This is a genomic window from Rhodoferax potami (assembly GCF_032193765.1).
Taxonomy (GTDB): Bacteria; Pseudomonadota; Gammaproteobacteria; order Burkholderiales; family Burkholderiaceae_C; genus Allorhodoferax; species Allorhodoferax potami.
Map to the genome: position 1 here is coordinate 404,953 of NZ_JAVBIJ010000001.1, position 26,033 is coordinate 430,985.

20 protein-coding genes and 1 pseudogene are annotated in these 26,033 nt (G+C 61.5%); 11 read left to right on the plus strand and 10 right to left on the minus strand.

All coding sequences use genetic code 11. The annotated features are described in order from the left end of the window. Nucleotides 1-29 precede the first annotated feature (29 nt). From RAE21_RS01945 to RAE21_RS01955, 3 genes are read left to right on the plus strand one after another with little or no spacing between them, the layout of a single operon-like run. Nucleotides 30-635 carry a response regulator gene (locus tag RAE21_RS01945; protein WP_313879905.1) on the plus strand — a complete coding sequence of 202 codons (606 nt, stop codon included), beginning with the start codon at nt 30-32 and terminating at the stop codon, nt 633-635. A gap of 54 nt (nt 636-689) precedes the next feature. Continuing rightward, a complete protein-coding gene (locus RAE21_RS01950; protein WP_313879906.1) occupies nt 690-1,820 on the plus strand; it encodes a sensor histidine kinase in 1,131 nt (376 codons plus the stop codon). 5 nt (nt 1,821-1,825) lie between these two features. Beyond that, the gene (locus RAE21_RS01955; protein ID WP_313879907.1) at nt 1,826-2,434 is read left to right on the plus strand and encodes a response regulator; all 609 of its coding nucleotides are present in this window, start codon (nt 1,826-1,828) and stop codon (nt 2,432-2,434) included. Nucleotides 2,435-2,520: 86 nt separating this feature from the next. On the opposite strand, the gene RAE21_RS01960 is transcribed toward RAE21_RS01955, so the two are convergent. Genes RAE21_RS01960 through RAE21_RS01970 form a run of 3 tightly spaced genes read right to left on the minus strand, consistent with a single transcriptional unit; the run spans nt 2,521 to nt 6,578 of the window. Next, nucleotides 2,521-5,079: a PAS domain S-box protein gene (locus RAE21_RS01960; protein ID WP_313879908.1), complete on the minus strand. Its 2,559-nt coding sequence runs from the start codon at nt 5,077-5,079 to the stop codon at nt 2,521-2,523. 18 nt (nt 5,080-5,097) lie between these two features. Next, complete coding sequence (locus RAE21_RS01965; protein ID WP_313873817.1) at nt 5,098-5,469, minus strand: response regulator transcription factor; 372 nt, start codon at nt 5,467-5,469, stop codon at nt 5,098-5,100. Further along, nucleotides 5,466-6,578: a sensor histidine kinase gene (locus RAE21_RS01970; RefSeq protein WP_313879909.1), complete on the minus strand. Its 1,113-nt coding sequence runs from the start codon at nt 6,576-6,578 to the stop codon at nt 5,466-5,468. The genes RAE21_RS01965 and RAE21_RS01970 overlap by 4 nt, the downstream gene beginning before the upstream one ends. 201 nt (nt 6,579-6,779) lie before the next feature. Here RAE21_RS01970 and RAE21_RS01975 point away from each other — a divergent pair, with 201 nt between their 5' ends. From RAE21_RS01975 to RAE21_RS01985, 3 genes are read left to right on the plus strand one after another with little or no spacing between them, the layout of a single operon-like run. Continuing rightward, complete coding sequence (locus RAE21_RS01975) at nt 6,780-6,935, plus strand: hypothetical protein (protein WP_313879910.1); 156 nt, start codon at nt 6,780-6,782, stop codon at nt 6,933-6,935. Between the two features lie 9 nt (nt 6,936-6,944). Then, on the plus strand, nt 6,945-9,239 hold the full coding sequence (locus RAE21_RS01980) for a response regulator (RefSeq protein WP_313879911.1): 2,295 nt from the start codon (nt 6,945-6,947) through the stop codon (nt 9,237-9,239). A 13-nt stretch (nt 9,240-9,252) separates the two neighbouring features. Next, entirely contained in the window at nt 9,253-10,443 is a 1,191-nt protein-coding gene (locus tag RAE21_RS01985) for a hybrid sensor histidine kinase/response regulator (protein ID WP_313879912.1), read from the plus strand. Between the two features lie 21 nt (nt 10,444-10,464). Here RAE21_RS01985 and RAE21_RS01990 read toward each other — a convergent pair whose 3' ends face one another. The 5 genes and pseudogenes from RAE21_RS01990 to RAE21_RS02010 form a co-directional block, all read right to left on the minus strand. Continuing rightward, nucleotides 10,465-11,496 carry a class 1 fructose-bisphosphatase gene (locus RAE21_RS01990; RefSeq protein WP_313879913.1) on the minus strand — a complete coding sequence of 344 codons (1,032 nt, stop codon included), beginning with the start codon at nt 11,494-11,496 and terminating at the stop codon, nt 10,465-10,467. Nucleotides 11,497-11,519: 23 nt separating this feature from the next. Beyond that, nucleotides 11,520-14,221: pseudogene (gene pepN / locus RAE21_RS01995) on the minus strand (aminopeptidase N). Further along, nucleotides 14,205-14,879 carry an HAD family hydrolase gene (locus RAE21_RS02000; protein WP_313879914.1) on the minus strand — a complete coding sequence of 225 codons (675 nt, stop codon included), beginning with the start codon at nt 14,877-14,879 and terminating at the stop codon, nt 14,205-14,207. Before RAE21_RS02000 ends, pepN begins: the two are co-directional and overlap by 17 nt. Nucleotides 14,880-14,882: 3 nt before the next feature. Continuing rightward, nucleotides 14,883-15,987 (minus strand): peptide chain release factor 2 gene (prfB, locus tag RAE21_RS02005; RefSeq protein WP_313873811.1). Its coding sequence is split into 2 segments (ribosomal slippage): nt 14,883-15,905 and nt 15,907-15,987, totalling 1,104 coding nucleotides; the frame shifts between segments, so codons are not numbered across the junction. A 52-nt stretch (nt 15,988-16,039) separates the two neighbouring features. Next, a complete protein-coding gene (locus RAE21_RS02010; RefSeq protein ID WP_313879915.1) occupies nt 16,040-17,125 on the minus strand; it encodes an ABC transporter ATP-binding protein in 1,086 nt (361 codons plus the stop codon). A 79-nt stretch (nt 17,126-17,204) separates the two neighbouring features. On the opposite strand from RAE21_RS02010, the gene RAE21_RS02015 reads away from it, so the two are divergent. Next, on the plus strand, nt 17,205-18,857 hold the full coding sequence (locus RAE21_RS02015) for an ABC transporter permease (protein ID WP_313879916.1): 1,653 nt from the start codon (nt 17,205-17,207) through the stop codon (nt 18,855-18,857). A 42-nt stretch (nt 18,858-18,899) separates the two neighbouring features. On the opposite strand, the gene RAE21_RS02020 is transcribed toward RAE21_RS02015, so the two are convergent. Next, nucleotides 18,900-19,952, minus strand: a complete 1,053-nt coding sequence (locus tag RAE21_RS02020) for an extracellular solute-binding protein (RefSeq protein WP_428983954.1) — start codon at nt 19,950-19,952, stop codon at nt 18,900-18,902. A 73-nt stretch (nt 19,953-20,025) separates the two neighbouring features. Continuing rightward, nucleotides 20,026-20,928 (minus strand): alpha/beta fold hydrolase, encoded by a 903-nt coding sequence (locus RAE21_RS02025; RefSeq protein ID WP_313873808.1) that lies wholly within the window; start codon nt 20,926-20,928, stop codon nt 20,026-20,028. A gap of 35 nt (nt 20,929-20,963) precedes the next feature. Between RAE21_RS02025 and RAE21_RS02030 the strand changes: the two genes are divergently transcribed. The 4 genes from RAE21_RS02030 to RAE21_RS02045 all read left to right on the plus strand — a co-directional run bounded on the left by RAE21_RS02030 (nt 20,964) and on the right by RAE21_RS02045 (nt 26,033). Further along, nucleotides 20,964-22,769, plus strand: a complete 1,806-nt coding sequence (locus RAE21_RS02030; RefSeq protein WP_313879917.1) for an acetate--CoA ligase — start codon at nt 20,964-20,966, stop codon at nt 22,767-22,769. Between the two features lie 16 nt (nt 22,770-22,785). Continuing rightward, a complete protein-coding gene (locus RAE21_RS02035; protein WP_313879918.1) occupies nt 22,786-23,568 on the plus strand; it encodes a glycine-rich domain-containing protein in 783 nt (260 codons plus the stop codon). Between the two features lie 65 nt (nt 23,569-23,633). After that, nucleotides 23,634-24,701: an aldo/keto reductase gene (locus RAE21_RS02040; protein WP_313879919.1), complete on the plus strand. Its 1,068-nt coding sequence runs from the start codon at nt 23,634-23,636 to the stop codon at nt 24,699-24,701. A gap of 840 nt (nt 24,702-25,541) precedes the next feature. After that, entirely contained in the window at nt 25,542-26,033 is a 492-nt protein-coding gene (locus RAE21_RS02045; protein ID WP_313879920.1) for an aminoacyl-tRNA deacylase, read from the plus strand.

Consider the following 26,033-nt stretch of genomic DNA (forward strand, 5'->3'; position numbering starts at 1 on the left):
CATGAAAAATGCAACCGGAGAAAGTTGATATGAACGCTGAACGCGACGTTTTAACCACCCAACAGGCGGCGAAGTTGTTGGGGCTCTCCACCACCTCGGTGCAAAAAATGGTGATCAACGGGGAGTTGGATGCCTGGATCACCCCCGGAGGGCATCGCCGGATATTTCGCAGCAGCGTGGAGCAACTGCTCAACGCGCGCAATGTCGGCCTGGCCGGAGTGACCAGCGCGCGGCCTTTGCGGATCCTGCTTGTCGAGGATGACGCGGTGCAAATCGCGTTCTTCAAATCGCTGCTGGCACGCATAGGGCATACGGTCCAGCTGACCATCGTTAACGAAGCCAACCAGGCTCTGACCCATGTGCGCGCCATGATTCCCGATCTGGTGGTCACCGATCTGGTGATGGAGCCGATGGACGGCTTTACCCTGATCCAGGCATTGGCCCAAGAGCCGGACCTGAAGGGGCTCAACATCATCGCGCTGTCTGCCATGTCTCCGCAGGAGATGGAGGGGGACACCCGGCTACCGCAACAGGTGGTGCGCTACCAGAAACCTTTGAGCGCGGACCGGTTGTGCGGCTATCTGGATGCACTCACGGTGCACCTGCTCGGGCGCGCATCAGTGGACGGTCGCTAGGCGCTATAAAAATAAGAGCATGGTGCGCGATATCTACCTGAGCAGCAGCCATTTATGATGAAAAACTACCATCTGCAGTGTGGCGCCGAGTCGGGCGCGATGTGGATCGACCCGGACGCTCTGTTGTGCGCACAGCCGGAGGTGCATGCCGAGGCCGACAGTTTGCGCCGCCAACTGCAGGAAATGCAAAGCGCTCTGGAGGGTTCGGACGAGGCGGTTTTCATCTGGCACCCCAGTACAGAGCCCGAGCCACTGAACGCGCGTGCCATGCAGTGGTGGGAGCAGGCAGACATGGCAGAGCGCGCCGGCTTGACGGCATGGGTCATGGACCTGCCGCATACGCCGGGTAGCTCGGCCGAGTGCCGCGTGGAGTGGCTTTCCGGCGGCCGCAAGGTGTTGCAGGTCCGGTGCGTAGCTCAAGACACCGGCGTAGTAAGCGGTCACCGGCTGTATCTGCGCGACGTGACCGAGGCCCACGACATTGACCGGATGAAATCAGAGTTTCTCTCGGCAGCCGCCCATGAGTTGCGCACACCCTTGGCTAGCATTTTTGGTTTCACCGAATTGATGCTGGTCCGGCAGCTTCACCCCGACAAACAGCAGGAGCTGCTGGGCACGATTCACCGGCAGTCCCGCTCTTTGATCGACCTGATCAATGAGTTGCTCGACCTTTCGCGCATCGAGGCTAGGCGGGGTAAAGACCTGCGGATCGCCTCCTGCAGTGTGGCTGCACTGGTCGACGGAACCCTTGCTGGCTGGCACTACAAGGCCGACCAGCATGCCCTGGTGTGCGAGCTTCCGCATGGCTGTTGCGTGGTGCAGGCCGACCTTGAAAAGACCCGCCAGGCGCTACTCAATGTGCTGTCCAACGCCGTGAAATATTCCCCCAAAGGTGGCCGCGTGCTGTTGGACTCCTGCCTGCGCCGCGTGGGCGAGCAGCAGCAAGTGGGCGTGCGCGTCACGGACCAAGGCATCGGTATGACGCCCGCGCAATCCGCACGGGCCTTTGAGCGTTTTTACCGCGCCCACCCGCTAGGGGACATCCCGGGTACCGGCTTGGGTTTGAGCCTCGTGAAAGAAATCATGCAGCTCCAAGGTGGCGATGCCGAGTTGGACAGCGTGGAGGGTGTGGGCACCGAAGTCACTTTGTGGCTTCCCTTGCAAGAACCCTCCGGAATGCACTGAACGCCATGCGCAAGATCGACAGCAACAGCGAACTCATGACCACCCGCGAGGTGGGCGAAGTGCTGGGCGTGGCGGTGCGCACGGTGCAGCTGTGGGTGGAGTCGGGCGTATTGCCGGCATGGCGTACAGCCGGTGGGCACCGTCGTATTGCCCGCAGTGCGGTCGAGCGCCTGACCCGTGAGCGCTCGGACATGCTGGTTCCGGTGGTGCATGGCCAGCCTGCTGCCGGCGACCGCCCTTTACGGCTGTTGGTGGTGGAAGACGATGCCGACCTGCGACAGCTCTTCTCCATGGTGGTGGAGGGCTGGTCCTTCCCAGTGGAGCTCAGTACCGCGAGTGATGGATTCCAAGGCCTGGTTCGCATCGGGCAGTGGATGCCAGACATGGTGGTCACCGACCTCAACATGCCGGGCATGAATGGTTTTGAAATGGTGCGCTCCCTGCGCGCCGGCGGCGTCAGCTTCGCCGGGCTCCAGGTGGTGGCGGTGACGGCCCTGAGCCCGGGCGACGTGGCGGACCGCGGTGGCCTGCCCGAAGGCACAGCGCTGTTCCAAAAGCCGGTCGATTTTGCGGCGATCGAGCTGCTCGCCCGCAACCGGCAGCTGTCCCTCTAAGCCCTTTCAGGGCATCCGCCAGAAGGCTTTTCAGGGCATCTGCTGGCGCACTTGCCGAGGCTTGTGCTGCAAATGCCCTGCGGGGTTTACAGGTCCACAGCCAAAGGTATCCACAGGCTCGCCGTTGTTCCGTGTCCCAACGCGCTTTGCAACACGGCGCGGCCTTTGTGCAGCTCGGCGATTTCTTTGACCAAGCTGAGTCCCAGCCCGGTGCCCGGAATGTTGCCCGAAGCATCAGCGCGGTAGAAGCGCTCAAAAGCCCGCTCCAACTGGTCGGGGCTCATACCGATGCCCTGGTCCCGCACGTTGATGACGGCATACTCCACACCCTGTGCCACTTCGGTGCGCACGTCGAGGGTGACGTCGCCGCCTTGTGGTGAGTATTTGAATGCGTTGGCCAACAGATTGGTCAGGGCCTGCTGCATCTTTTCCGGGTCCATCAACACTTGCAGCTCCGGCAGGGGGGCCAGCAAGACAGGTCGGTCCGTGTCCTTGAGCATCAGCCCCTGAATGCAGCCTTGCACCATATCGACCAGGGGATGGGGCGTGATTTGCATGTCCAAGCCGCCGCGCGATTCGATACGGGCCAGGTCCAGCAGCTCGTTGAGCATTTTCACCAGCAGACCCGATTGCTTGTGGATGGTGCGCAGCATGTCGTTCTGGCGCTCTTCATTGAACTTGCGCCGTGTCAGCAGCTCGGAGAAGCCAAAAATGCTGACCATCGGTGTCCGCAACTCGTGCGCGGCAGCGGTCAAAAACTCGCTCTTCATGCGGTCCACCTCGTCTTCATGGGTGACATCGCGGAAGTAGAGAATCGTTTCGCGGCGCCCGGCCTCGTTGCGCCGTGAGCGGGCCTGCACCACGCGCCGCTGGGGGCGTGCGAGTTGGAGTTTTTCTTCCCACGATGCATCGGGCTGGTCGCCCCGCATGGCCGGCAATGGCTTGTTTTCGTCACACAAGGCCAGCAGCTGATGCTCGAACTGCGAAAGGCTGACTGGTGCAGAGCCATGTTTGCCCAAGCCGGTCATGCGCTCGAACGCCGGGTTGGCAAACACCAACTGATCCTGCGCGTCAAACATCACAAAGCCATCCGGGCTCAGGCTGAAGATCGCATCCAATTGCGCGCGTCGTTCGGCCATTGCTTCCTCGGCCCGTACACGCGCCGTGATGTCCGACACGATGCCGACAAAGTGCGTCAAGGTGCCTTTGTCCGACATCACCGGCGACAAGGAGACTTCAGCAATCTGGATCTCGCCGTTTTCGAGTTCGCGGTGGATGGTGACATTCGCGTTGCGGTGTTCGCGCACTGCCTCGGTGAGCTCCCGCACGCCCGGATCGTCGGCATTCTTGCCCCGCAGCAGTGCCAGGCTCTCACCCAGAATGTCCCAGCGTGGCAAATCCACGAATTTCTGGAACGCATTGTTGATGTACACAATGGGTTGGTGTTCCATCTTGCCGTTGGTGATGAAGACGGCGTTGTGGCTACTGGCCAGTGCGCGCTCATACAGCTCGGAGGTTTCTTGCGCCGCGCGCTCGTCGGTCAGGTCGCGCACGATGCAGGCATAGCGCAGGGTCTTGTCGTTTTTGACTTCGCCCAGGCAAATTTCTACCGGGAAGGGCGTGCCGTCCGCCCGGGTTCCCATGAAGTCATGGCGGGTCACGCGGCTGATGCTCAGCACATGCTCCATGCCTTGGCCGAACATCTCGTGCAGCGCATCGGCATTGAGGCCGGGCACACAACACTCGATAGAGCTGCCCAAAATTTCTTCCTCCGAGCGACCGAAAATACTGGTCGCTGCCGGGTTGGTGGTGGTGACTCTTCCGTATTCGTCCAGCCCGATGATGGCCTCTGCCGCGGTGTTCACAATCGCCTGCACCCGGTTGACCTGTGCTGCCATACCGCGGCTGGCCTGGTTGATGGCGGATTGCAGTTGGCTGACCTCGACGCTGGAGCGCTCGAGCGCGATTTCTTCCCCCATGCGCAGCGGAATTTGGGCTGCAAATTCGGTGAGCTCGCGCACCGGTGCCAGTGCCCGGGCAATGATCACCCGCAGGCACAGCATCACCAAACCCATCAAGCCCAAAGCCACCCACACCGACTGCAGCCACAGGCGTTGCAGTTCTTGGGTGCGCTCGTGCAAGCTGTAGTCCACCCGCACCCACACGTTGTTGAAGGTATTGTCTTTGTCGACCTGCTGCCAGGCGGTGTAATAGTCGCCTGCAGGGCCGCTCGCGGGTAGCTCTTGGGTGAGTTGCGAGCCGGTTAATGGTTTGCCGGTGTTGACATGCACGCCGTCGGGCGAGCGCGTGGCTTCGAGCAGGTTGATGCCGTCAGGGCGGTACACGCTGATGCGCTCAATGCCGGGCAGCTGAATCGCATCAATGGCATTGGCTTGCAAGTTTTGCTGCCGGTCCGTCACCAGCGCTGCAGAGCTGCTGCTTGCCACCATGCGGGCCACCGACGTGGCATGGGTGTGGGCAAGTCGCAGTGTTTCAGCGCTGATGCGTTGGTAGGCATACACGCCATACAGTGCTGACAGGATCAGCATGACGGCGAGTGTTCCACCCATGATCAGGCTGCCGATCCGGTAGGGCGGAGCCCACCGGCGGCGGCTGATGAACGTGAGGCCTTGCAGGGATTGCATAGCAGCAGCGGGTGTGGTTCAGGGGACCAAGCGGTCGACGGTATCCAGTAGCTCGATCGGGCTGAAGGGCTTGACCAGATAGGCGTCGCAACCGGCTTCATGGCCACGCTCCACATCGGCTTTTTGGCCTCTGGCGGTCAGCAAGATCACCTTGGTCATGGAGCCCAGCATCGGGTCCGCCTTGACCTTCTCGCAGACCTGGTAGCCGTCCAGCGAGCCTGGCATCATCACGTCGAGCAAGATGAGCTGGGGGCGCAACTTTTGGGCGACGAGCCAAGCGTCCTCCCCGTTGTCGGCCTCGTGGAGGTCGAAGTCTTCACATTCCATGGTCATCATGATCAGCTTGCGGATGTCCGGCTGGTCGTCGACGATGAGTGCTTTGCGTTTCATGATGCGTCTTCCTTCTTGCGACGTTGCATTAACTGGGCCAGATCCGCGGCGTAGCGCTGGGCCTGTTCCATATCCAAATTGGCTTGGCCGCGCTGCGGCGCGCCGGTGGGAAATTCAATCATCACGCGGGTGTCTTCACCATCCACGATGGACATCCGCATGTTGCCGCCATGCAAACCGATGATGCGGTTCACCAGGGGCAAGCCCAGGCGGCCGTTCGCCTGGTTGGGGCTGCGCGCAGCGAACAAATCGCGCGTTTCAATGCCCTTGTCTTCCGGGGCCACGGCCCCTTGGTTACGCACACTCACCAAGATGTGTTCGCCGGTCAGCGTGTAACTGATTTGCACCGCACAGTCCACGCCGCCTTTGACTTCACGGCGCGAGTGCGTGAGTGCATTGTCAAAACACTCGGTCAAAGCGCGCTTGATCAGGCGGGCATTGCCATAAATAGGGGGGAGCGTGTTGTTAGGCGGGCGGACTTCAAATCGCACTCTGGACTGCACCGCTTTCGGGCGGAGGTCTTCCAGGGTTTGGGTGACCAGGGCCCCCAGGTCCATGCGATCGTCCATTTGCATGGCCTCTTCGCCAAAGACCGCCAGCAAGTCCGCCAGCCGGCGCAGCCGCTCTTTGAGCTCGTCGGCCGCCATTTCGATGCGGTTCCCAGCTTCGCTCTCGGGCAGGGAGCCCAACATGCTGGTGAGCTTGCGCATGGGGGGGCCGACTTCGTCTTGCAGCAGTTCAATGATCTGTTCGAGACCCATCCGGCTCTGGATGCCAGGGCCGGCCGTGGTCGACTCTTTTTCTTCAGGCAAGGCGACAAATGCAATGTCAAGGCCCGAAGGGCCGGCCATGAACATGCCCTTGAGTTTTTTACCGTCTGCAACCCCCACCTCAGCTGGGTAGGGCAGCTTGACCTTGCCCAAGGCGATGGCTTGCGCCAGGTTCTTGATCACGATCCGGCCACTCATGGCCTCAACCGGTTTGTCCGGGTGGAGGCGCGCAGCGCGGTTGGCGTAGGTCGCAACTCCGTTGACACCGAAAGTGATCAACGCAGTGGGCATTGCGTCGAAGAGCGCATGAACCGAAGGTTGATGGAAGTTGGTTGCCATGGTGTGGTTTCCGAATAAGCGTCTTGTTTTTCGTCAATGTATCAAATTTATCAAAAAAAGCAAGAAAAACATTCGTTGTTACTTTTTTGATGATTTGGCACACTGAGTCCTAGTTGTTTATTTTGATTGAATTGAATATTTTCAACAAATAAAAGATATTTGGCGTATTATTGGGGTGTTGTGATTTCGAGGAGTGATCTCATGCGTTGTGTGATGCCCTGTGATGTGGAGTTTTCAGCGGAGTCGGCTGCAGGTCAAATGATTTCGTCCATCATGGTTGGCGCTGCACAAACACGCAAGCTCGGAACAACGGGCACTGCGTCGCCCGGCGCCTTGCAGGATCACGAGCTCTTTTAGAGAAATCGTATGTTTCACCTGACCCCCACACTGTTACGACGCTTGCTGCTCTGGCTGGCGACCGTGGTGTGCGTGTCGATCGTGGGTGTGCTCATGCAGCAGGCCTATGCCGAGCTGCGTGAGGCGCAGCGCAGGCAGGTCGCATTCAGCCAGTCCTCCGCATATTCCGCCTATCAGCTGGAGCGGGAATACCTCCAGCTCTCGCAACAACTCGACGCCAGCATTCACAGCGGCAAGGCCTTGGATCCTGCGCAGTCGAAACGCGCGTTGAACAGTTTGCGCGCTCAGCACCAAGGGGTGAGCACCGCTGCAGTGGCTGCGAACCTGCGTCAAACCGACGAGTTCAAGCGCGTGGATACCTTGTTGGTGCTGCTGCTCCCGCGACTGGAGGCCACATTGGCGCAAGCGACCACTTCGCCGGTCGATCAGGCGGGCTTGTGGCGGGAGTTGCAAAACATGGCCCCGGCGATGAGTGCCATGACCTTGCGGGCATCGACCCTGATGACCGAAGAGCAGCAGGGCTTGCTGAATCACCAAGTCGAGGATGCGTTGGCCAAACTGGGCTGGATGGGCGCTTTGATGGTTTTGCTCTTGGCTTCATCCTTCGCGATCGGTGCACGCCAAACGCAAGTCGAGCGGGAGCGCATACGGCAAGAGCTTGAGCACGAACGCATGCTGGAGGCCCACGCAAAAGCCGATGCGGCCAACGCCGGTAAAACGCAGTTCTTGGCGAATATGAGCCACGAATTGCGCACGCCTTTGAACGGCATGCTGGGAATGCTGAGTTTGCTCGAAGCCACACCGGTGAACGCTCAGCAGGACGACTACATCCAAACTGCGAATCGCTCTGCCAAGCATTTGCTGAGTTTGCTCAACGACATTCTGGATGCCTCGGCCTTAGAGGCCGGCAAGATGACGCTCAAACCCGAGAGCACCTTTCTTCCAGCGCTGGTGACAGATGTCCACGCGCTCATGCGCCCGGTCGCGCTCGAGAAGCGATTGGTACTCAATGTCCGCCAAGACCCGGCGTTGCCCCGCTGGGTGATGGCTGACGGTACCCGGGTCAAGCAAATCATGCTCAACCTGGTGTCGAACGCGCTCAAGTTCAGTGAGCAAGGCACGGTGCTGCTCGAGGTGTGGCCCCTGGAGTCAGAGCCGGGTGCGCCGGATACCGCGGCACGGATTGGAATACGTGTCACGGACGAGGGCATGGGCATGTCGGCCGCCGTCCTGGCGAAGTTGTTTCAGCGCTTTGAACAAGGCGACGCCAGCAGCGTGCGGCGGCATGGCGGGAGCGGTCTGGGGCTTGAGATTTCACGCAACCTCGCGCGTCGCATGGACGGCGACATTGAGGCCAGCAGCGTCGAAGGCAAAGGCAGTGTTTTCACCGCAACCCTGTGCCTGCCCCTGAGCACTCCGCCCACTGAGCAAACTTCGGATGCCATGGTCGCACGGCGCGAAGCGGGCAGCCCCGGCCTGAATCTGGTGGTCGCCGAAGACAACGCCATCAACCGCAAATACATGGAGGCCTTGCTGCGCAATATGGGCCACACCGTCCGGTTTGCAGAGCATGGCGGCCTGGCGATTCAAGAGGTGCAAAAAGAGTTGCCGGACTTGGTGTTGATGGATCTTCACATGCCCGAGGTCGATGGCTTGCAGGCCACCGAGGCGATCCGCCGTTTGCCGGCACCGTATGGCAGTCTGCCCATCATTGCGCTAACGGCGGATGTGTTTGAAGAGTCTAAAGACCGGGTACACGCCGCCGGTATGGATGGCTTTTTGTCCAAACCCGTCAATGTGCATGAGCTGGAAAAGATGCTGGTGCGCAAGTTTGGTTTGCGTGGGGCCTCGCAAGCGGCACCCGTTGCGCCAGCGCCTGCCAAGGTGGCTGCCCCGGCGCCCGAAGCACCTCCAGCCCGGCAGCCGCGGCGCCGCTTCCGCCCTGGCGATGTCGCCGAGCACTTGAACATGGCCATGATCGGGGACTTGTGTGTCGGCGTAACGCTGCAGGGCTACCAGTCTTTGTTGGATGGCGCGATGCGCACAGACGCCCACTGCTACGCCGAGGTCTTGGCCGCCCTGGAGGCCGGAGAGACCGACAAACTCCTGGAGCTGGGCCACTCATTCAAAGGGGTGGCGGCGAGCTTGGGTCTGGCCGCCTTGTCGCGCATGGCGCTCACGATTGAAAAACAAGGCCACAGCTTTTCTGCCGATGAATGCCATCGGCAGGCCGAGAGCTTGCGTGAATGCTGGAACACCACCTATGCGATTTGTGCTCGCATGGGGCTGATTGTTTCGTCCTGAAAGTGCGGTCCCGGTGAGTACAGTTCTTTCAGGCGCGCGCGCCCCTACGATTCTGGTGGTGGATGACAGCTTGGCCGTGCGCCAGCTCACTGTCAGTGTGCTGCGTCGCCAAGGCTATGACGTGCTGGAGGCTGGAGACGGCCGCGAGGGGCTGGATACCGCATTGCGCGAGCAACCTGATGTGATCTTGTGCGATATCCATATGCCGATCCTGGATGGATGGGACGTGGTGCGCGAGGCACGCTCGAGTGAGTCGCTGGGTACCACCCCGATTTTGATGCTGACCTCGGATAACGACCGCGTCAGCGTGCGCCGGGCCATGGCCGCCGGTGCCGATGACTACCTGACCAAGCCGTGGACGCAAAACGAACTGATTTCTGCCGTCGCGTCGCTGCTCGAAAAAGCCAGTCGCCACAGAGCCGATGCAGAGCGGGCGCAAGAGCAGTTGCGCTCTGCGGTATTGGCCACCATTCCTCACGAGCTGCGCACTCCCATGGTCAGCATCCTCGGGTCGACGGAGCTGTTACTCACACGGCGTGATCGTTACACGCCGGAGCGGGTGCAGGGCATGTTGGAGGATGTGCACCGCAGTGCCTTGGCACTGGGGCGAACCATCAGCCGCATGATGGACTGGGCGGAGCTCAGTGCCGCGCAGGTCCACCGCGAAACCCGCTCCATGGCCTATCGGCTGGATGTGGCGCAGGCCATGGCTGAGGTTTTGGGCAGCACCGCTTTTGCGAAAGAGTTGCAGGCGGTCCTGAAAGTACCGCCAGAGACGGTGTCAGGCGTGTTTGCCGGCCATCCGGTGCAGGTCCGTGTGGAGCCGTGTCACTTGCAGTGCTGGAGCCCGGATTTCCACAAAATCATGACCGAGTTGCTGGTCAATGCCCTGCGTTTCTCGAAGCCGGGCCGGCCGGTGGGCGTGACCGGCAAGGCCTTGCTGCACGGCAGGTACCAGCTCGAAATCGCCAATCTCGGCGTGGCCATGCCGGAAAAGTTCATTTCTCAAATCGGTGCCCTGTCTCAGGCGGACCGTGAGGTGCATGAGCAGCAAGGCATGGGGTTAGGGTTAGCTATCGGCCAGCTCGCAGCGCGGCGCAATGGCGCAACGCTGCATGTCACCCGCTTTGACGGCTTGCCCACGGTGGTGCGCCTGACCTTCCTGCAGCACAGCGCCGAGCCCGAGCAAAGCGCCCTGCTGTAGCAGGGTGGCTGTCCCGCGGGGTCAGCCCTGGTGCTCTGCGTGGTAACGCATCACGCGTTCCACTTCGTTTTTCGAGCCCAGCACCACGCTCACGCGCTGGTGCAACTGGGTGGGCTGGATGTCCAGAATGCGTTCGGTACCAGTGGATGCAGCGCCTCCAGCCTGTTCGATCAACCAGCCCATGGGGTTGGCTTCGTACATCAGGCGCAACTTGCCCGGCTTGCCGGGTTCACGCTTGTCCCACGGGTACATGAAGATGCCGCCGCGGGTCAGGATGCGATGCACATCGGCCACCATGCTGGCAATCCAGCGCATGTTGAAGTCTTTGCCGCGCGGGCCGTCTTTGCCCTCCAGGCATTCGTCGATGTAGCGCTTCACCGGCGCCGCCCAGTGGCGCATGTTGCTCATGTTGACGGCGAATTCCTGGGTGTCTTCCGGCACGCGCACGTTTTCCTGGGTCAGCACAAACGAGCCTTGCTCGCGGTCCAGGGTGAACATGGCCACGCCTTCGCCCACGGTCAGTACCAGTGTGGTCTGCGGGCCGTAAATGCAATAGCCGGCAGCGACTTGCTGGTGGCCGGCTTGCAAAAAGTCTTGCTCGCTCACGCCGGGGCCTTCGGGCTGTTTGACCAGCACGCTGAAAATGGTGCCGATGCTGACGTTCACATCGATGTTGCTCGAGCCATCCAGCGGGTCGAACATCAACAGGTATTCGCCCTGCGGATAGCGGTTGGGCACCACGTAGATGCCTTCCATTTCCTCGCTGGCCATGGCCGCCAGGTGGCCGCCCCATTCGTTGGCTTCGATCAGCACTTCGTTGGCGATGATGTCGAGCTTCTTCTGGATTTCGCCCTGCACATTTTCGCTCTCGGCAGCGCCCAGCACACCACCCAAGGCGCCCTTGGTCACCGCCAGGCTGATGCTCTTGCAAGCCCGTGCCACCACCTCCAGCAGCAAGCGCAGTTGGGGCGGAATCGTGCCCTGGCCGCCGGCGTCTTGGCTGCCGCGCTGTTTCTCGATGAGGTAGCGCGTGAGCGAAATGCGTTGTGTCATGTGAAGTCCCTAAGTTTAAAAAATCAATCAGCCAGCGCGCGGTCCACGACTTCACGCACATCGTTGCTCAAGTCGGCCTTGGCAGCGACGCGGGCCAGTGCCTCGCGGGCCGCCGAGCGGTAGGGCTCGGCCAGCTTCTTCCAGCGGTCCAGCGCTCGCGCCAGGCGGGCAGCGACTTGCGGGTTGATGGCGTCCAGCTCGATCACACGGTCAGCCCAGAACACATAGCCGGCCGCATCCGCGCGGTGGAAGCCACCGGGGTTGGCACTGCAGAAGCTGAAGATCACGCTGCGGGCACGATTGGGGTTTTTGAGGTTGAAGTCGGGGTGGGCCATCAGCTGGCGCACGGCCGGCAGCACCTGGCCACCACGGTCGCTCGTGCCGGCCTGCAGGGCAAACCATTTGTCCAGCACCAGTGCTTCGTCCTTGAACAGGGCGTGGAAGCGGGCCAGCGCTTGGCCCGCCAGCGCGTGCCCGCTATTGACCAGGGCTTGTAGGGCGTTGAAGCGGTCGGTCATATTGCCGGCGTCTTTGAAACGCTGCAAGGTCTTGCCGGGCCAGACACTGTCGCCGTTCTGGGTCGCTGCGAGGCACAAGAAATTGAGCGCCATGCCGGCCAGAGCGCGGCGGCCGCTGGAGACGGGGTCGGGGCGGTAGCCGCCATTGTTCTCGTGCACCGCAAAGGCCCATTCCCAATCGGCGTGAAGGGCGGTGGCCAGTTGTAGGCGCATGGCTTCGCGCACCGCATGGATGCGCTGCGGATCCACCACATCCAGCTGCTCGGCGATGTAGGTTTCGGATGGCAGTGTCAGCACCAACTCTTTGAATGCGGCATCCAGCGTCGGATGACGCAGCACCGCGCGCATGGCGGCAATATAGGCGTCATTTAGCGGGTTAGCGCCCGTGGAATCTGCGGAAGCAGCTATGGAATTGATAGCGCTGCGCAGGGCGAGGCGTTGACCGGCTTCCCAGCGGTTGAAGGCATCGGTGTCGTTCGCCAGCAGGGCGAGCAACTGCGCATCGCTGTAGTCAAAGTCCAGCACCACCGGTGCGGAGAAGCCGCGCAGGATGGAGGGCACAGGCGCTTCCACCACGTTCTGGAAGGTGATGCTCTGGTGGGCCTCGGTCAGCACCAGCAAGTGGCTGCCACCCACCGCCTGGCCGTCCACGGAGAGCGGCAAGGCGGCTCCGCTGGCGGCGCCGATCAGGCCGAGGCTCACTGGAATCACAAACGGCTCTTTCACCGGCTGGCCCGGCGTCGCCGCGCAGCTCTGGCTGAAATGCAGGGTGTAGGTTTGGGCTGCAGCATCGTACTCGCCGCGGGCCGCCACGCGTGGGGTGCCAGCCTGGCTGTACCAGCGCTTGAACTGGGGCAGCAGGGCGGCCAGTGCAGAGCCGGGGTTGGCGTCGGCAATCGCTTGGGCGAAGTCGTCACAGGTGACCGCCTGGCCATCAAAGCGCTCGAAGTACAGCGTCATGCCCTTGGCGAAACCGGCCCGGCTGGTGAGCGTTTGCATCATGCGCACCAGCTCGGCACCTTTTTCGTAAATGGTGACGGTGTAGAAGTTGTTGATTTCCAGGTAGCTGTCGGGCCGCACCGGGTGGGCCATGGGGCCCGCATCTTCAGGGAATTGGGCGGTGCGCAGCACGCGCACGTCTTCAATGCGCTTGACCGCACGGGCGCTGGGCTCAGCGCACAGGTCTTGGCTGAATTCCTGGTCGCGGAACACGGTCAGGCCTTCCTTCAGGCTCAGCTGGAACCAGTCGCGGCAGGTGATGCGGTTGCCGGTCCAGTTGTGGAAGTACTCATGCCCCACCACGCTCTCGATATTGGCGTAGTCCACATCGGTGGCAGTGGCCTGGTTCGCCAACACGTATTTGGTGTTGAAGATGTTCAGGCCCTTGTTCTCCATGGCGCCCATGTTGAAGTCGGAAGTCGCCACGATCATGAAGCGCTCCAGGTCCAGCGGCAGGCCGAAGCGGGCTTCGTCCCAAGCCACGGATGCCATCAGGCTGTTCATGGCGTGTTCGGTTTTGTCGAGGTCGCCGGGGCGCACAAACACTTGCAGCAAATGGTCTTTGCCGGCGCGGCTGGTGATGCGCTGTTCGCGCGCCACCAGCTGGCCGGCCACCAGGGCAAACAGATACGAGGGCTTCTTGTGCGGGTCGACCCACTTGGCGAAATGGCGGCCGTCTTCCAGGTCGCCACTATCCACCAAGTTGCCGTTGGAGAGCAGCACCGGGAACTTGGCCTTGTCGGCACGCAAGGTCACGGTGTACATGGCCATCACATCGGGGCGGTCAGGAAATAGGTGATGCGGCGAAAGCCCTCCGCTTCACACTGGGTGAAGAAGGAGTCGTTGCTCACATACAGGCCCATGAGCTTGGTGTTCTTCACCGGCACGCAGGTGGTGAAAATCTCCAGCGCAAAGGGCTCGGTGCCTTCGGGCAGGTTTTCCAGCACCAGCTGGTTGCCGTCCATCTTGAAGCTGGTGCCTTGGCCGTTGACCAGCACCCGCGCCAGGTTCAGCTCCTCGCCGTCCAGACGCAGCGGCTGGGCCTGCACGTCGGGGTTGCGACGCAGGGTCATCTTGTTGAGCACCCGCGTTTTGGACGGGTCCAGGTCAAAGCTGAGGTCGACGGTATCGATCCAGAATGCAGGGGCGGTGTAGTCGCCGCGGTGAATCACGGCGGCAGGGCCCGAGGCCTCACGAAGATACGACATGGTGTGTCTCCAAAAAACGGGATGCGATCAAAGCGTGGTAATCAGGAACGACAGCCAGCACGTGCGGGCCCGTCAGTTCATCAGGATGGTGGCTGCTGGCAATGCCCACGGCGCGCATGCCGGCGCGGCGGGCGGCTTCGATGCCCAGGGGGGCATCTTCAAACACGATACAGCGCTCGGGCTCTACACCCATGCGGCGCGCAGCCTCCAGAAAGATGGCGGGTTCGGGCTTGCCCGGCAAACCCTCGTCGCCGCCCACGGTGGTGAGCGGTGCTACTTTCATTTGCAGGTGCTGGTAGGCAAAGGCCTGGTTCTGGCGGTCGCCCGCCGTGCCGACACCCAGCTTGAGGCCGCGGGCGTGGGCGTGGTCAAAAAAGGTCTTGAAGCCTGCGACCTCGGCAAATATCGGCGAGAACAATTCACGGTACACCGCTTCTTTGACATGCACATGGGCCATGGCTTCGTCTTCGCCCATCTCGGGCCGGCCAAACAGAATGCGCATGCATTCGATGCCGGTGCGTCCGGTGGTGCGGCGCATGACGTCGCTGATATCGACCTCCAGCCCCTGGCGCTGAGCGAACTCTGCCCAGCTGCGTTTGTGCGAGGGCATGGAGTCGATCATGGTGCCGTCCATGTCAAAGATGAGCGCGTGCACCATGGATCAGATCCCTTGTTTTAACGAAGCCTGGATGAACACATCCAGATCGCCGTCCAGCACCTTCTGGGTGGCAGACACTTCGACGTTGGTGCGCAAGTCCTTGATGCGGCTGTTGTCCAGCACGTAAGAGCGGATCTGGTGGCCCCAGCCCACATCGGTCTTGGTGTCTTCCAGCTTTTGCTGGGCTTCTTGTTGCTTGCGCAACTCGAAGTCATACAAGCGGCTGCGCAGGCGCTTCCAGGCCACGTCACGGTTGCTGTGCTGGCTACGGCCGTCCTGGCACTGCACCACGATACCGGTGGGAATGTGGGTCAAACGCACCGCAGAGTCGGTCTTGTTGATGTGCTGACCACCGGCGCCGGAGGCGCGGAAGGTGTCGGTGCGCACGTCGCTGGGGTTGATTTCGATCTCGATCGAGTCGTCAATCTCGGGGTACACAAACACCGATGCAAACGAGGTGTGGCGGCCGCCCGAGCTGTCGAACGGCGATTTGCGCACCAAGCGGTGCACACCAGTTTCGGTGCGCAGGTGGCCAAAAGCGTATTCACCTTCGATCTTGATGGTGGCGCCCTTGATGCCGGCGGTGTCGCCGTCGGTGATGTCTTCCACCGTGGCGGTGAAGCCTTTGCGTTCCGCGTATTTCAAGTACTGGCGCAGCAACATGCTGGCCCAGTCGCATGCCTCGGTACCACCGGCGCCGGCCTGGATGTCCAGGAAGCAGGGCAGGGGATCGGCCGGGTTGTTAAACATGCGGCGGAATTCCAAGCCTTCGATGGTTTCTGCCAACTTGGTGGTTTCGGCCTCGATCGTGAGTAGGCCGGCCTCATCACCGTCCTCTTTGCTCATCTCGAACAATTCGGTGTTGTCGGAGAGGTTGCCACTCAAATCATCCAGCGTAACAACTACGCCGTCGAGCAGCTTCTTCTCTTTGCCCAATTCTTGGGCTTTTTTGGGGTCATTCCAGACCGCTGGGTCCTCTAGCGAGGCATTGACAGTGCGCAGGCGCTCGGCTTTGGCATCGTAGTCAAAGATACCCCCTGAGTTCCTGGGTCCTGCTTGTCAGGTCTGCCAGTGTGGTGCCGATGAGGTTGATGCGTTCTGCTTCCATGATGCGGGTCCTGCTTGCTGTGTATATGGTTAACCCGCTATTTTAGTTGCCATCACCCCTTGGGAGTTTCGCTGGCGAAGGTGACCACGTGGTCTACCTCCGGGCGGATGCCGATCCACTCGCCGATCCGGTGGTCATGGTGGCTGGGCACATGGGCCATGACCGTCTCGCCAGTGCGCAATTCGAGGGTGTAGAGGAACTCGTTACCGCGGAACGCCTTGTTCACAATCCGGGCCTGCACCTCGGAGGCATCGTCGTGCACGATGTCGTCCGCCCGCAGCAGGATGTCGCAAGGGCCCAAGCTCAGGCGGTCCTGCTCGTGCTGATGGATACCGTGCAGTTCACCCAGCGGGGTCACCACATGTTTGTGCGTTACACCGTCCTCGTCGTGCAGCTCCACGCGGGCCGCCGTAAACACCCCGTGCCCGATGAAGTCGGCCACAAAGCGCGTGGCCGGCCGGTGGTAGAGGGTGTAGGCGTCGGCCCATTGGTGGAGTTGGCCTTGGTGCATCACCCCGATCAGGTCGCCGATGGCAAAGGCCTCGAGCTGGTCATGGGTCACAAACAGGGCGGTGGCGCCGGCGGCTTTCAAGATCGTGCGGAGTTCTTGGGCCAGCCGTTCACGCAAATCGACGTCCAGGTTGGAAAACGGTTCATCCAGCAGCAGCAACTTGGGTTGCGGTGCCAGTGCGCGTGCCAGCGCCACCCGCTGCTGCTGCCCGCCGGAGAGTTCGTGCGGGTAGCGGTGGGCGTGCTCGGCCAGCCCGACCAGGCGCAACACGTCTTGCACCCGCGCTTGGCGCTCCCCTGCAGGCAGGCTGTGGATGCCAAAGGCGATGTTTTTGCTCACATCCATGTGGGGAAAGAGCGCGTAGTCCTGAAACACCATGCCCATCTGCCGGTGTTCAGGGGGGAGGGCATGCCCCTCGCCGCTGACGGTGACGCCCCCCAGCGAAATCTTGCCCGCATCGGTGGCCTCCAGTCCCGCAATCGCCCGCAGCAAGGTGGTCTTGCCGCAGCCCGAAGGGCCGATCAAGACACCGATTTCACCGGCGCGCAAGCCGAAGCTCACACTGTCCACCGCCAGGGGGCGGGAGGCTAGATAGCGGACGCTGAGGTCTTGGAGTTCAAGGTACATACTCAAAATTGTAGATACTTACAATTCTCATTTCGCGCTAGGGGGTCCCCCGGAGCGCCTTAACCCGACCCAATCGCCTGTGCCTCCCCGCTTTTTGCCCTCTTTCGCGTCCGGTATCCGAGCATTGCCTGCCCATCTGGCGCTGTGGTTGATCGGGGGGCTGGTGTCCTTGCCGATTCTGGCTTTAGTGGTCGCCGTGCTGCAGTGGGATGCCCAGAGCGCGGCGCTGCTGCGCGAAATGGCGGGCTCGGTGCTGGGCGGGTATGCGTTCACCACGGTCGTGCTGAGCGTGGTGGTGTCACTGGGGGTGGCCATGGTGGGCACCGCCTGTGCCTGCGCCGTGACCCTGTTCGACTTCCGGGGGCGCAAGCAGTGGGAGTGGGCCTTGCTCCTGCCCCTGGCAATGCCCGCCTATGTGGTGGCCTATGCCTATACCGACTATCTGCAGTTCAGCGGGCCTGCCCAAACCTGGCTGCGCTCTGCGTTCGGGCTGGAGGGGCGGGTGTTGCCGGAGGTGCGCAGCCTCGGCGGGGCCGCGCTGGTGTTTGTGTGCACCCTCTACCCCTATGTGTATCTGCTGGTGCGGGTGGCTTTGCTGGAGCGCGCCGCGCATTTGATGGATGCAGCTCGGCTGATGGGCGCCTCGCTGGGGCGGCGGGTGGCCACGATTGCGGTGCCGTTGGCACGGCCCTCCATCATGGCCGGTGTGGCGCTGGCGCTGATGGAGACGCTGGCGGACTACGGGGTGTCGAGCTACTTTGGCATCCAAACCTTCACGGCTGGCATTTACAAGGCTTGGTTGGTGCTGGACAGCCGTATTGCCGCTGCCCAGCTGGCGACTGCGTTGCTGGTATTGATGGCGCTGCTGTTGCGCCTGGAGCTCCACGCCCGGCAACGCATGCGCTATGCGAGCGTCAAAGGCCGGCGCGCTGCGGCCCAGCCGGTGGCGCTGACCGGTGTGCGCGCGGTGTTGGCCACGGGGGTATGTGCGCTGCCGGTATTGCTGGGCTTTGTGCTGCCAGTGCTGTTTATGTTGCGCCCGCTCTGGCAGGCTTGGGGCGCCGAAGATACCCCGCTGCCGTGGGGCAGCTTCATAGGCTGGAGCCTGAACAGTTTCAAGCTGGCGGCGTGCACTGCGGTGCTGGCCGCCGCGATTGCCCTGGCGCTGGCCTTTGCGGCGCGCCGCACACCCACTCGGCTCACTCGCACTGTGGTCAGTTTGGCCGGCATGGGCTACGCAGTGCCCGGCGCGGTAATTGTGGTGGGCTTGCTGATTCCGGTGGGCTGGCTCCAAGCGGCGCGCCCGGATTGGCAGGTGGGCTTCTGGATCAGCACCACCGTGTTGGGCGTCGTATGGGCCTATCTTGTGCGCTTTACCGCCGTGGCCCTGCACACAGTGCAAAGCGGCTACAACCAGGTGCCGGCGTCGTTGGACGAAACCGCCCGCATGCTGGGTGTAAGCGGTTGGGGCCTGTGGTGGCGGGTGCACCGGCCACTGCTGGTGCGCAGCAGCCTGGTTGCGGGCTTGCTGGTGTTCGTGGATGTGATGAAAGAGCTGCCCGCCACCCTCGTATTACGCCCTTTCGACCACGATACCTTGGCGGTGGTGGCCTTTCAACTCGCCAAAGACGAGCGCTTGGGCGAGGCGGCCTTGCCGGCCCTGGTCTTGGTGCTGGTGGGCTTGGTTCCTGTGATTCTGTTGAGCCGCACCCTCAATAAAAAAACGGCCTGACCGCATCACGCAGTCAAGCCGTTGGTTTGGGGCGCCGCGCGCTTATTTGTAGCCGACGCGGTCCAGCATCTGCTGCACCTTCACTTGGTTCATGCCCACAACGCTGACAGGAATCGTCTCCGCCTTGTAGCTGCCGCCGCTCATGCTCTCCAGTGCGGGGTTGCTGATCTTGATGCCTTTGGCCACGGGCCATTCGTTGTTGCCATTGGCAAAGTAGTCTTGTGCCTGTGCGCTGGCCAGAAACTCGAGGAACTGCTGGGCAAACGCCATGTTCTTGGAGTTTTTCGCTACTGCACCGCCGGCAATGTTGACGTGCGTGCCCCAGCTGCTTTGGTTGGGGAACACTACGCCAACCTTGTCCATGACCGCGCGGTCTTCGGGCTTGTCGCTGCGCATCAGGCGGGCCAGGTAATAGGTGTTGGTGAGCGCCACGCCGCACTCGCCGGAGGCGGTTGCCTTGATCTGGTCGGTATCGCCACCCACGGGGTTGCGGGCCATGTTGCTCACCAGGCCTTTGAGCCAGACTTCCGTGTTGGCGCTGCCCAAGTGCTCGTTCATCGCGCCGAACAGGCTCAGGTTGTAGGGGTGTGAGCCACTGCGGGTGCACAGCAGACCCTTGTTTTTGGGGTCGGCCAATTCTTCGTAGGTGTCCACATTGTCTTTGGACACGCGGGCCTTGTTGTAGACCACCACCCGTGCGCGGGTGCTGAAGCCAAACCACGAAGTGCCTTCGGCGCTGGTCTTGCCGCGCAACTGGGCGGGGATCGCGTCGTCCAGCACTTTGGATTTGACCGGGGCGAACAAGCCGTCCACCTCGGCACGCCAGAGGCGCGAGGCGTCTACCAACAAAATCACATCTGCAGGGGAGGCAGTACCTTCCGCCTTGAGGCGCTGCAGGATGCCGGCATCGTCCGCATCTACCCGCTTAATCTGGATGCCGGTGGCCTGTGTGAAGGCAGAGTACAGCTGCGCATCACCGGGGTAATGGCGGGCAGAGTACACATTCAGCACCTTATCCTGCGCCTGAACAGCAGGCAGGCAGGCACCCATCAGGGCGACGGTCAAGGCAACAAGGCGGGGAGTCAGATTCTTCATAGAGGGCGAGGGTGGTTGCAAATCAAAATGAGAGACGTTCTCATTCTATATGTCGTATCCCGGCCCTGTAAAGTCAACGGATAAAGCGCTCAATCCGCTCCGCCAGCACGCCGGGTTGGTCATGGTGCATCATGTGGCCGGCGTCTTCAATGCGGGCCACTTCGACTTGCGGGACCACTTTCAGGCGCTCGTGGTACTCGGCCAGGGTGTACTGGCCTTTCCACCACATATCGAGGCTGTTGTCCGAGGCCTCCACCGCCAGCACCGGCATGGTCAGCCGCTGGTAAATGGCCATGACCTCTTCGACCCGGTAGAGCTGGGCGTTGGTCACCTTGTGGGCGGGCTCGCCCAGGATAGACCAGCTGCCATCGGCGTTTTCAGCGGCCCAATGGCGGGCCAGCCAATCGGCTTTTTCCTGGCTCAGGCGCGGGTTGGTTTTCATGAGGCGGCGGGCTACGCCGTCGGCGCTGTCATAGGCCTTGAGGTCCATCTCACCGGCGTGGAGTTTTTTGAGTTCGTCCATCCAGGTGGCAAAGCGGCCGGGTGCCTGGGCCGGAATCGTGGCGGGCATGCCGAACCCTTCCAGATTCACCAGCCGGCGGATGCGCTCGGGGCGCACCCCGCCGTACAGCATGACCACATTGCCACCCATGCTGTGGCCCACGAGGTTGACCTGCTGTCCGGGGGCATAGTGGTCCAGCAGAAAGTCGAGGTCTGCCAGGTAGTCCGGGAACCAGTAGTTGTCGGCCAACGGGGCGCGGGTCCGGCCGTAACCGCGCCAGTCGGGGGCAATGATGTAGTGGTCTTCGCTGAACGCATCCACCACAAACTGGTAGCTCGCGGCCACATCCATCCAGCCGTGCACCATGACCAGGGGCACCTTGCCCGGGCCGGGCTCGCCCCAGACTTGCACGTGGTAATCGAGGTTGCGGATAGAAACGAATTGGCTTTGGTGGGGGCGTCTGACTTGGTACATTGTGCAAATCATAAGGACAGATCAGGAGACAAGGCATGGCCACCAGTCAAGGCAGAGACACATCTGGCACGAGCACACTTCCCGCGGGCTATGCAGCCCTGCACAGCAGCTTCCGCTGGCAGGTGCCCGAGCATTTCAACATGGCCCAAGCGTGCAGCCGCCGCTGGGCGGAGGCACCGGGCGCTACAAAAAGAATAGCTATACGCGCATATTCCAAAAGCGCTGAGAGCACTTTTTACTCTTATTCGCAGCTGCAGGAGCAGGCCAACCGCCTCTCCCATGTGTTGGCCGCGCGGGGCGTGCAGCGGGGCGACCGGGTCGGCATTGTGCTGCCCCAGCGCTTTGAGACCGCTGTGGCCTACATGGCCGTGATGCAAATGGGGGCTGTGGCTATGCCCCTGTCGATGTTGTTCGGCCCCGAGGCGCTGGAGTTCCGGCTGCAAGACAGTGAAGCGGTGGTCGCCATTTGCGATGCCGGCTCACTGCCTGCGCTGGCCGGCGTGCGCCACACCTGCCCGCAGCTGCGGGCGGTGGTGGGCGTCGGCCTGGCGGCTGCAGACGCAACCTTGCTGAGCGGCCCGCTGGACGCCGCCTGGGAAGCCGCCTTGCGCGCGAGCCCTGACACTTTTGAGCCGGTGAACACCCTGGCCGAAGAGCCCGCCGTGCTGATTTACACCAGTGGCACCACCGGCAACCCCAAAGGCGCGCTGATCCCGCACCGGGCGCTCATCGGTAACCTGAGCGGCTTTGTGGCCAGCCAGAACTGGTTCGGGTTTGACGGCAAAACCAACCAGCGCTCTAACGCGGTGTTTTGGTCCCCCGCAGACTGGGCCTGGACCGGCGGGCTCATGGACGCACTGTTGCCCACGCTGTATTTCGGCCGCCCTATCGTGGCCTACCACGGCCGCTTCAGCCCGCAAACCGCGCTGGAGCTGATGCGCGACTGCGGGGTGACCCACACGTTTTTGTTCCCCACTGCGCTGAAGGCGATGATGAAGGCCTATCCCGGCGCGGGCGGTGCAAAGGGCAAGACAGTGCGCCAGCAGTTCAAGCTCAAGCTGGACGCCATCATGAGTGCGGGCGAGGCGGTGGGCGACGCGGTGTTCGGGTACTGCGAAAAGCAGCTGGGCGTTAAGCCTAACGAAATGTTCGGCCAGACCGAGATGAACTACATCGTGGGTAACTGCAATTTGCGCTACCCGTCCAAGCCCGGCAGCATGGGCATGGGCTACCCCGGTCACCGGGTGGCGGTGATTGACGAGGCCGGCAACGAATGCCCGGTGGGCGTGCCCGGCGATGTGGCGCTGAACCGCTTCGATGTGCACGGCCAGCCCGACCCGATTTTCTTTTTGGGCTACTGGAAGAACCCAAAAGCCACCGACGCCAAGTTCACCGGCGACTGGTGCCGCACCGGCGACCTCGCGGTGCGCGATGCCGATGGCTACCTCTGGTACCAAGGCCGCAGCGACGATGTGTTCAAGGCCGCGGGCTACCGCATTGGCCCCGGCGAAATCGAGAACTGCCTGGTCAAACACCCCGCCGTGATCAACGCCGCGGTGGTGCCCAAGCCCGACGCCGAGCGTGGCGCACTGGTCAAGGCCTATGTGGTGATTGCTCCTGATTTTGTAGCGGCTTGCGCAGGTAATTCGAGCGCTACAGCCCAATTTCATGCCCAACTCACGGTAGAGCTGCAAGCCCATGTGAAGGGCCAGCTGGCCCCTTACGAGTACCCCAAAGAAATCGAGTTTGTAGACGCCTTGCCCATGACCACCACCGGCAAAGTGCAGCGCCGGGTGCTGCGCCTGCAAGAGGAGGCGCGTTATGCAGCTGCCCGCGCTTAGCAGCGCTCTTCGGCCAATGCTGTCTAGGCGCATTGGGTGGTTGAGCTGGAGCAAGTGGCTGGCGGTGCCCTTGTTCACTCTCATGCAGTACGTCGCCAGCCCTTGGCGCAGCATGTTTTTTATGACCCTGGTGCTCAGCGCTGCGCTGTCCGTATTTTTCTTCTTTTCTCTGCGGGCCTGGGAGCTTAGCCTGCGCCGCCAGTTTGTTCGGGAGGCACCGCTGCCGCGCTTTTTGGGCGCCAAGCTCATGGCGCAGTACTCGCAGCTCAGCGCGCGCGACACCGAGCTGGTGCTGCACGGCCTGCGCCAGTTTTTCATGGCGCACTTGCGCAGCAATCGCCAGTTTGTTGCGATGCCATCCAAGGTAGTGGATGCGGCCTGGCACGAGTTCATTCTGCACACGCGCGGCTACCAGCAGTGGTGCCATGCCGCATTTGGCAGTCTGCTGCACCACAGCCCGGCCGAAGTGCTGGGGCGTGATGCCCGCCGCAACGACGGCTTGCGCCGGGTGTGGTTTTGGGCCTGCAAAGAGGAAAGCATTGACCCCCGCCAGCCCAGCCGCTTGCCGCTGTTGTTTGCCTTAGATAAAAAATTTGGCATCGCTGGTGGCTTTACCTATGTGGCGGACTGTGGCGCTATGAACCGGCAAAACGCGGATGCGTATTGCGGCACTAGTTTTGGTGACGGCGGCAGCGATTGCGGTGCGCCCGGTGATGCGGGAAGCTTCGGTGGGGCTGATAGCAGCAGTTCGGGGGGTGACGGCGGTGGTGATAGCGGCTGCGGTGGTGGTGGCGACTAGGTCTTTGCGATCACGCTAACATCCTTCGCAAGCGCCTGTCTCCAACACTTTTCTTCCCTGAACCCATGAACACCATCCAACTCGGTCGCAGCGATCTGCGCGTTACCCCCATCTGCCTCGGCACCATGACCTTCGGTGAGCAGGTGGACGAACCTACCTCCCACGCCATTCTGAGCCGCTCGCTGGAGCGGGGGGTCAACTTCATCGACACGGCCGAGATGTACTCGGTGCCTCCGCGCGCTGAGACCTTTAACCTGACCGAAAAAATCATCGGCAACTGGCTGAAGGCCAACCCAGGTGCCCGCGAAAAACTGGTGATCGCCACCAAAGTAGCCGGCCCCTCCCGCGGCATGCCCTGGGTGCGCAATGGCAGCAGCAACCTCACCGCAGAAGACATCATTGCCGCAGCAGAGGGCAGCCTGCAGCGGATGAAAATCGACGTCATCGACCTTTACCAGATTCACTGGCCGGTGCGCCATGTGCCCATGTTCGGCGGCATGTACTACAACCCCGCCAATGAAAACGTGGGTGGCAGCGCCATTGAAGAGCAGCTGCGCGCCATGGACACGCTGGTCAAGGCCGGCAAGGTGCGCGCCATCGGTTTGTCGAACGAAACCTCTTACGGCGTGCACGAGTTTGTGCGCCTGGCCGAGCAGCACGGCCTACCCCGTATTGCGACCGTGCAAAACAACTACGGCCTGCTGGCCCGCACGGTAGAAAACGGCTTGGATGAAACCATGCACCGCCTGGGCGTGTCGCTACTGCCGTATTCGCCCTTGGCCTTTGGCCTGCTCACCGGCAAATACGACGACGAAGGCCTGCTGGGCGAGAACGTGTCGCCCGATGTGCGGCTGCGCAAGTTCGAGTCCACCCGCAAGCAACGCTGGGGCCGCCCTGACGCCTTGAAGGCCGCGCGCAAATACAACGCCTTGGCCCGCGAATACGGCTTCACACCCAGCCAGATGGCTTTGGCCTTCTGCTACACCAAGTGGCAAGTCGCCAGCACCATCATCGGTGTGCGCACCCTGGAGCAACTCGATGAAAACATCGACGCCTGGGGCACCGTGCTACCCGAAGAGCTGCTCAAAAAGATCGACGAAGTCCGCTGGGAAATCCGCGATCCGGCGGTGTGAGCATTGGCTGGGCAATTTAATTGCTCTGCCGAGGTCTGCTTTGCAGCGGAAGCAGCCCTTCACAAAAACACCCGATCGGGGATATTCAATCTGGTTTCGAGGAGTAAAAATTGTGAAATTAGTGGCTCACTCCGTTACTTACAAAGTGCGAGGTTTGTCGGTACTCTTTATATCTCTACAAACGCATATGAATATTTCGGAAATTGAGCCAGCGAAAGACTTTCCCGTGCAATTGGCGCCCAGTTTATGCCGCAGCTTCCGGGATATCTCGCAGGTTTTGCGTCATACATTATGCTGAGCATACATATAAGCCCTTTTTCCCTTCTTGGTGCGATAACCTCGGCGCTGATGCTGGGGGCAGCAACCAGTTTTGCGTCACCCCTTGGAGATGACACAATTCGGTTTAGGGGCGATGGCAATTGCACAGTCTCAATGACTTCGATATTCGCTAATCGTTCAACCGTTGTGTTCTCTTACTCTGGATTTCAGCCCAACGAGACCGTTCGTTTTTATTCAGTCTCCGAAAATGAAAGGGGCACAGGAAACCTGCAGGTTGATGCGCTGGGCAACGTACAGGCACTCGTAATGCCACACGTTATAGGCCTACGGCTCGGCAGTGCTGAATTAACTGCTAGTGGCAGCATGTGCTCGATATCCGTGGGTTTTAAATGGTGGTCAGACAGTGCGGATGCCCAACCCACCGCTTCAGGGGACGCGCCACAAGCGGTGCGCCCCTGAAATTCGACGTTAACGTGCCATTTGAGTGACTGCTTCCGAGCGATGGCAGAGTCAGCTAACAGCCTTTTTCAGTCCTGTCAAAGCGTATGAAAATACGCTCCTATGGCCAAAAAAGACCACGTCTCTGAAACCCCTGCCACCCAGCTGCTCAAAGCGAGCAAGGTGGCGTTCACCGAGCACCCATACGAGTACCTGGAGCATGGCGGTGCGCAGCACAGCGCGGCGGTGCTCGGGTTTGACCCGTTCACCGTGGTCAAAACTCTGATCATGCAAGACCACGATGCCAAGCCGCTGGTGGTGCTGATGCACGGCAATCGCAAGGTGTCCACCAAAAATCTGGCGCGGCAGATCGGTGTCAAATCGGTCGAGCCTTGCGCCCCCGAAGTTGCCAACAAGCACAGCGGCTACCTGGTCGGTGGCACCTCGCCTTTTGGCACCCGCAAAACCATGCCGGTGTTCATCGAATCCACCATTCTCGAGTTGCCCCGCATCTGCATCAATGGCGGCCGGCGTGGGTACCTTGTAGGGATTGATCCCCAAGTGTGTTTGGAGTTACTGGGCGCCAAGCCTGTACAGTGCGCGCTGGAAGAGTGA